6 protein-coding genes and 1 rRNA gene are annotated in these 7,427 nt (G+C 73.3%); 6 read left to right on the plus strand and 1 reads right to left on the minus strand.

Annotated elements, in window-relative coordinates; translation table 11 throughout:
• Positions 1–82 precede the first annotated feature (82 nt).
• From VE546_RS01285 to VE546_RS01310, 6 genes are read left to right on the plus strand one after another with little or no spacing between them, the layout of a single operon-like run.
• Positions 83–946, plus strand: coding sequence for a hypothetical protein (locus VE546_RS01285; RefSeq protein WP_324916851.1), 864 nt, complete (start codon positions 83–85; stop codon positions 944–946).
• Positions 936–2,234, plus strand: a complete 1,299-nt coding sequence (locus tag VE546_RS01290) for a hypothetical protein (protein WP_324916854.1) — start codon at positions 936–938, stop codon at positions 2,232–2,234. The genes VE546_RS01285 and VE546_RS01290 overlap by 11 nt, the downstream gene beginning before the upstream one ends.
• Positions 2,231–3,781, plus strand: coding sequence for an SCO6880 family protein (locus VE546_RS01295; protein WP_324916857.1), 1,551 nt, complete (start codon positions 2,231–2,233; stop codon positions 3,779–3,781). Before VE546_RS01290 ends, VE546_RS01295 begins: the two co-directional genes overlap by 4 nt.
• Positions 3,782–3,796: 15 nt before the next feature.
• Entirely contained in the window at positions 3,797–5,215 is a 1,419-nt protein-coding gene (locus VE546_RS01300) for an ATP-binding protein (RefSeq protein ID WP_324916860.1), read from the plus strand.
• Positions 5,216–5,217: 2 nt separating this feature from the next.
• Positions 5,218–6,777 (plus strand): type IV secretory system conjugative DNA transfer family protein, encoded by a 1,560-nt coding sequence (locus VE546_RS01305; RefSeq protein WP_324916863.1) that lies wholly within the window; start codon positions 5,218–5,220, stop codon positions 6,775–6,777.
• Positions 6,774–7,205, plus strand: coding sequence for a protein-tyrosine phosphatase family protein (locus VE546_RS01310; RefSeq protein WP_324916866.1), 432 nt, complete (start codon positions 6,774–6,776; stop codon positions 7,203–7,205). The genes VE546_RS01305 and VE546_RS01310 overlap by 4 nt, the downstream gene beginning before the upstream one ends.
• A gap of 138 nt (positions 7,206–7,343) precedes the next feature.
• On the opposite strand, the gene rrf is transcribed toward VE546_RS01310, so the two are convergent.
• Positions 7,344–7,427: ribosomal RNA gene (gene rrf, locus VE546_RS01315) — 5S ribosomal RNA — on the minus strand; the annotation flags it as partial.

The raw sequence follows: 7,427 nt of genomic DNA on the forward strand, positions 1-7,427 counted from the left end.
ACGACCGGAGCGGGGTTAACGTCATGGAGAGGGCACGACGACAACCGGGCGGCAGCCGGGCGACCGAGGGGGCACGCGCACGATGAGCATCGGCGGCGATGGCGGGTACGGCGACGAACGGGGCATCGCCGGCGCCGGGTCGGGCGGGCGCGGCCGTGCCCGGACCCGCACCCGCCTTCCGGAGGACGACGTCGTCGACGCCTACGAGGAGCCCAGGCGAGGGCCGGTCCGCGTGGGCCGCAGCATGATGACGGTGGTGGGCGTCGTCGTCCTGCTGATCGCCGCCCTCGCCTTCGCCAACAGGGGCGGCGGTGACGGCTCGTCGGGCACCGGCGGCCCGGACGCGGAGAACCGCGCCCGGCCCACCGCCCCCACCGGCGAACGCCCCGTCACCACCGGCACGGACGGCGTCCCCACCGGCTTCCCCCGCACCGAACAGGGCGCCCAGAGCGCCGCGGCGAACTACACGGTGGCCCTGGGCGGGACGGGCATGTTCGACACCGAACGCCGGCACCAGCTCGTCGACACCCTCTACACCCCCGAGGCCGCCGCCCGCATCAAGGGCCCCCAGGACGAGGCGTACTCGGCGGAGTTCTTCGAACGCCTGGGCCTCGACGAGCGGGGCCGGGCGCCCGAGGGCATGACCTTCGTCTCACGCGCCATCCCGGTGGGCACCAAGGTCACGGAGTACGGGGACGACAGCGCCACCGTCGAGGTCTGGTACACCAGCCTGATCGGCATGGCGGGCGAGGAATCGACCCTCCCCGTGACCACCACCTGGAAGACCTGGACCTTCGACCTGCGGTGGACCGGGTCGGACTGGAAGATCGCCGACGACTCCCAGGAAGACGGCCCCGCTCCCGTACCGGGAGACGACCGGGCCTCCACAGCCGAGGACATCAGCAAGGCCGTCGAGGAGTACGGAGGGTTCACCTATGCCCGCTAGCCGCCGCCGCGCCCTGTCGCTCGCCGCGATCCTCGCGGGCACACAGGCCGCGGGACTCTGGCTGGCCGCCCGCGCGGCCGCCGACCCGACGCCGTCGCCCACCGGGGAGGCGGAGAAGGACGAATGCAGGAACGTCCCCGGCGCGGCCAGGGACGTCTGCGAGCAGGGCCAGGACGGCAGCGGCGCCGACGGCGGCGACACCGCCGACCCCCTGTCCACCCTCGACCCCCTCGCCTCCCTCGCCCAGGGCTGCGCCGACGCCGCCGCGTGGATCGTCGGCAAGCTCTCCGACGCCGTCACCGCCACCGCCACCGTCGACTTCACCAACCCCACCTTCCTCCGCCAGTACGCCGTCGTCTTCGCCGCCTCGACGATCCTCACCCTCGTCCTGTGGCTGCTGGCCGTCGCCAAGCGCGCCGTGCGCGGCATCCCCTTCACCGAGGCGATCACCGAGGCCATCGGCTTCCTGTGGCTGACGGTCCTCGCCTCCGCCTTCACCCCCCTGGTCCTCTACACCCTGGTCACCGCGACCGACGCCGTCACCGACGCGATCGCCGCCGGCACCGGCTCCAACACCGACAAGTTCTTCGGCTCCTTCTCCGAGGCCCTCAAGAAGGGCGACGACATCGGCGGCGGACCGATCATGCTGATCGTCGTCTCCCTCGTCTCCGTCCTCGCCGCCGGCGTCCTGTGGCTCGAACTCGTCATCCGCGCCGCCCTGCTGTACGTCGGCGCCCTCCTCGGGACCGTCGTCTACGCCGGGCTCGTCGACAAGAACCTGTGGGGCCACGTCCGCCGCTGGGCGGGCATCATGATCGCGGTGATCCTCGTCAAGCCGGTCATCGTCATCGTCCTCGGACTCGCCGGAGCGCTGGCCGGCGAGGAGGGCCCCAACGCCTTCTCCGCGATCGTCTCCGGCCTCGCCATCATCCTGCTCGCCATCTTCGCCAGCGCGATGATCTACCGCTTCGTCCCCGGTTTCGGCGACGAGATCGTCCGTCAGCGCAACGCCAGCGCCGACCCCGCCTCCCGTACGGCCGCCGCCGTCGTCTCCTCCCCCGCCGCCATGCTCCGGCAGGGCATCAACACCCACAGCGCCCGCGGCGGCGCCGAAAGCGGCGGCGGGGGACAGTCCACCGCCACGCCCAGGCCCGCCAATCCCGTGTCCGGCGGCGTGGCGGCCCACGCCTCCCGCGGCGGCGCCCAGACCTCCCCGCCCACCGCACCGCCCCCGCCCCGCAGGGGCGACAGCTCGACCAGCCATCGCACCGGAGGTGATCGCGGGTGACGTCCCCGTCCCACACCGTCGCACCGCGCCGCACGTACATGATCGGGCGCGCCCGTCCCAACGCCATCATCGGCAGGAACCGCGAGACGGGCGAGATCGCGCTGATCATCGCGGGCGCCTTCCTGGGCATGATGAGCGGGCTCCTCGTCCCCGTCCTGTCCCTGCGCATCGTCGCCCTGGTCGGCTTCCCGCTGCTCGCCCTGGCCGCGGTGTACGTCCCGTACCGGGGGCGGACGTACTACAAGTGGTTCGAGATCAACCGCAGTTACCGGCGCCTGCTGCGCCGCGGCACCACCTACCGCTCCGCCGCCGCCGAGGCCGGCACCCGGCTGGACGGGACCGAGGTGGACATCCCGCCGCCCCCCGGCGTCGGCCGCATCACCTGGCTGTCCGCGCCCTTCGGCCCCGACGAGATCGCCGTCCTGCTCCACGCCGACCGGCGCACCGTCACCGCCGCCATCGAGATCGAGGGACCGGGCGTGGGCCTGCGCGACAGCGAGGACCAGGAGGCCCTCGTCGACCGCTTCGGCACCCTGCTCAAGCACGTGGCCAACGGCGACGGCTTCGTCACCCGCCTCCAGATGCTCGCCCGCACGCTCCCCGCCGACCCCGACGCCCACGCCAAGGACGTCGCGCAGCGCGGTGACGAGCGGGCCGCGCCCTGGCTGCGGGAGTCCTACGACCAGTTGCTGTCGATGGTCTCCACCTCCAGCGAGCAGCACCGCGCCTACCTGGTCGCCTGCATGCACTACACCCGCGACCTGGCCGCCGAGGCCGCCGCGATCGCCAAGGCCACCCGCGCCTCCACCGGCCGCCGCCTCACCCGCGACGAGGGCCTGGCCGTCGTCATGGCCCGCGAGCTCACCGACATCTGCGCCCGCCTGACCGAGGCCGACATCCGCGTACGGCAGCCGCTGGGCCAGGCGCGGATGGCCTCGCTGATCCACTCCATGTACGACCCGGACCACCCCATCGACCACATCCAGGCGATGACCCGGCGCAACGCCTGGCCGGCCGAGCTGGACGCGGCCGAGCCGACCTACCTCCAGGCCAAGACCCGCGAGTCGGCCACCCGTGCCCCCTGGTGCCACGCCACGGCCTGGGTCAAGGAGTGGCCCATGACCCCCGTGGGCGTCAACTTCCTGGCTCCGCTGCTGGTCCACACCCCCGACGTGATCCGCACCGTCGCCGTCTGCATGGACCTGGAACCCACCGAGGTCGCCATCGAGCGGATGCTGACGGAGAAGACCAACGACGAGGCCGAGGCCAGCCGTGCCGCGAAGATGAACCGCACCGTGGACCCGCGCGACGTGGCCGCCTCCAACCGCGTCGACCAGCGCGGCGAGGACCTGGCCTCCGGCGCCGCGGGCGTCAACCTCGTCGGTTACATCACCGTCTCCTCCCGCTCTCCCGAGGCCCTGGCCCGCGACAAGCGGACGATCCGGGCGTCGGCCGGAAAGAGTTACTTGAAGCTGGAGTGGTGCGACCGGGAGCATCACCGTGCGTTCGTGAACACCCTGCCGTTCGCGACCGGCATCCGCCGCTGAGGAGGCGTACCCACCATGGCCGCGTTCGATCCCCTGACCGCCATCACCGACGCCTTCACCAGCTTCCTGTTCGGGAAGACCGAGACCACCCGGCTGCCCGTCCGCACCTCCACCGGCCAGGCGCAGGCCGTCTACCTGCCCACCGCCGCCCCCGGGCTGGGCGACTCCGGCGTGATCATCGGCCGTGAGGTCTACAGCGGCAAGGGCTACATCTACGACCCCTTCCAGCTCTACGGCCAGCAGCTCCCGGCCCCCCACTGGCTGGTGCTCGGCGAGTCCGGCAACGGCAAGTCGGCGCTGGAGAAGACGTACGTCCTGCGCCAGTTGCGCTTCCGCGACCGCCAGGTCGTGGTCCTGGACGCCCAGGGCGAGGACGGCGTCGGCGAGTGGAACCTCATCGCCGAGCAGATGGGCATCACCCCCATCCGCCTGGACCCGATGGCCGCCCTCGACGGCGGGATCCGCCTCAACCCGCTGGATCCGGCCATCACCACCACCGGCCAGCTCGCCCTGCTGCGCACCATCATCGAGGTCGCCATGGGCCACGGCCTCGACGAGCGCTCGGGCTTCGCCCTGAAGGTGGCGCACTCCTACGTCAACGAGACCGTCACCGACCGCCAGCCCGTCCTCACCGACATCGTCGAGCAGTTGCGCCATCCCAAGGCGGAGTCGGCCGAGGCGATGAACGTCGCCCTGGAGGACGTGCGCGCCTGGGGCCTGGACGTGGCCCTCGTCCTGGACCGGCTGGTCGACGGCGACCTGCGCGGCATGTTCGACGGCCCGACGACCGTCGGCATCGACCTCGACGCGCCCCTGATCGTCTTCGACCTCTCCCACATCGACCGCAACTCCATCGCCATGCCGATCCTGATGGCGATCGTCGGCGTCTGGCTGGAGCACACCTGGATCCGCCCCGACCGCAGGAAGCGCATCTTCCTGGTCGAGGAGGCCTGGCACATCATCAACAGCCCCTTCGTGGCCCAGCTCTTCCAGCGTCTGCTGAAGTTCGGCCGGCGCCTGGGCCTGTCGTTCGTCGCGGTCGTCCACCACCTGTCCGACGTGGTCGACGGCGCGGCGGCCAAGGAGGCGGCGGCCATCCTCAAGATGGCCTCGACCCGCACCATCTACGCCCAGAAGGCCGACGAGGCCCGCGCCACCGGACGGGTGCTGGGTCTGCCGCGCTGGGCCGTGGAGATCATTCCCACGCTCTCGCCCGGCATCGCCGTCTGGGACGTCAACGGCAACGTACAGGTCGTCAAGCACCTGGTCACCGAGGCCGAACGGCCGCTGGTCTTCACCGACCGCGCCATGACGGAGTCCGCCTCCCCGGCCTCTCCCCTGGAGGACACCCTGGCCGACGAGTTCGACGCCGAGACCGAGTCCCGCGCGGCCGAGATGGAGCGGCTCGCACGCGCCGACGAGACGGTGGCCTGACGGTGCCGTACGGCCGCGAGAGGGCACGGACCCCGCAGGACGGCCCGCAGCAGCGGGGCATCTCCGACGGCCTGCTGGTGGGTCTCCTGGGCTTCCTGCTGGGCATCACCGCCCTGTGCTGGACCGCCACCGGGCTGGCGGGCCTCCTCGCCCACGGGGCGTGGCCGCCGGGGACCACCTTCACCCGCACCCCCCTGGCCATGCGCGCCCTGCTGTCCGAGCCGCGCGACCTGGCCGCCGCCTGGCCCGACACCCCGGCCGGGGCCCTGCCGGGTCCCGGTCTGTTCTGGGGCGTCCTCATCGGCGAGTTCATGGTCGCGGCGGTCCTGGGCGTCTTCGTCGTCAACACCGTCGCCCGCCGGCGCGCCCTGCGCGCGGCCCGGCGCGACGCCCGGCGTACGGGCGCCCGCCCCGGTGCGGAGCCGGCGGCACCGCCCCACGGCACGACCGTGGCGCCCGCCTCCGAGCAGCACCCCGCCCCGTACCCGGGCCCCCGCGGGGCGCCCTCCGAGGCGCCGTTGGAGACGGCCCCCCACGGCACGGCCGCCGCGTCACCGCCCATGCCACCGCCCGTACCGGCCCGCCCCCTGCCCGAGGCGCTCCCCGCACCGACCACGGGCGTGGCGTACGGCCGCGATCACGGCAGCCGCGCGGCCGACGCCCTGCGCGCCGCCCCCGGCCCCGCCCTCGTCGTGACGGCCGACCCCGCCCTCTGGGCGGAGACCGTGGGGGCCCGCGCCAAGCTGGGCCCCGTCCACCTCTACGACCCGGACCAGCGCACCGACGCCCCCGTCCGCCTGCGCTGGGCGCCCCACCAAGGCTGTGAGGACCGCCGTACCGCCGCGGCCCGGGCCGCGGCCCTGCTCGCCCCCGTCCGCAGCCCCGCCCGCGTGGACGCGGCCACCCACGGCGCGGCGGAGACGCTCCTGGGCTGCTGGCTCCACGCCGCCGCCATCGCGGGCGAGCCCTTCCGGCAGGTCCACCGCTGGGCCACGTCCGCCGCCGGCTCCCCCACCGAGGCCGTCCACATCCTGCGGACGCACCCCAGGGCCGCGTCCGGCGCGGCGGGCGAGCTGGAGGCGACGCTCGTCGCCCACCCGGAGCGCAGGGACGCCGCGACGCACCTCGTCCGCGACGCCCTCTCCGCCCTCTCCCAACTCCACGTCCGCAACGCCTGCACGGCGTCGCGCGCGGATTCGGCCGCACTGGAATCCTTTGCGGCCGAAGGGGGAACGCTCTATGTGGTGGGCGAAGCCAACGAGGATCCGCGCCGTGTCCCCGGCACGATGCCGCTCCTCACCGCCCTCACCGCAAGCGTGGTCGAGCACGGCCGCCGCATGGCCGCAGGGTCATCCGCCGGCCGGCTCGACCCACCACTCACCCTGATCCTCGACAACGTCGCGGCGGTGGCCCCCATCCCCCAGCTCCCCGACCTCCTGGCGGCCGGCGAGTCCATGGGCATGCCCACGCTGGCGCTGCTGCGCTCCGAGGCGCAGGCGCGCGCCTGGTGGCCGCAGCTCGCCGGGGACGGACCGGTCGGCAGGGCTACGCTCACACCATGACCACCACCTGGGATCCCGCGGACGCGGGCGTACTGCGGCTGCCCTCCGGCCGGCTCGTCCGCGGCCGGGGGCTGAGACGCCCGCTCCCGGCGGGTCCGCGCCCCGCCTTCGCGTTGTACCTGCTGGGCCGTGAACCCTCCCCCGTGGACTGGGAGTACCGGTGGATCCGCTGGCCCGACTTCCGCTTGCCGTCGGACCGCGCGGCAGCCGCCGACGCGCTGCGCGAGGCCTGGGAGCGCGCCGGAACCGAACGCGTCGAGGTCGCCTGCGGCGGCGGACGAGGACGGACCGGTACGGCCCTGGCCTGTCTCGCCGTGCTGGACGGAATACCTGGCCGGGAGGCCGTCGCCTACGTCCGGGAGCACTACGACCGGCACGCCGTCGAGACGCCCTGGCAGCGCCGCTTCGTCCACCGCTTCCAGGCCTGACGGGAATTCCCGTGGGGCTCGCAGGGGATTCCAGGCCGCACCACCGGACACCGGAAAGATTCGGAACGAAAAGACCTCAATGCAGAAAAGGGCCCCGGTTCCCGAGTCGAAACTCAGGAACCGAGGCCCTCACATTTTGTTCGGCGGCGTCCTACTCTCCCACACGGTCCCCCGTGCAGTACCATCGGCGCTGAAGAGCTTAGCTTCCGGGTTCGGAATGTA

The organism is Streptomyces sp. (assembly GCF_035644915.1).
Lineage (GTDB): Bacteria > Actinomycetota > Actinomycetes > Streptomycetales > Streptomycetaceae > Streptomyces.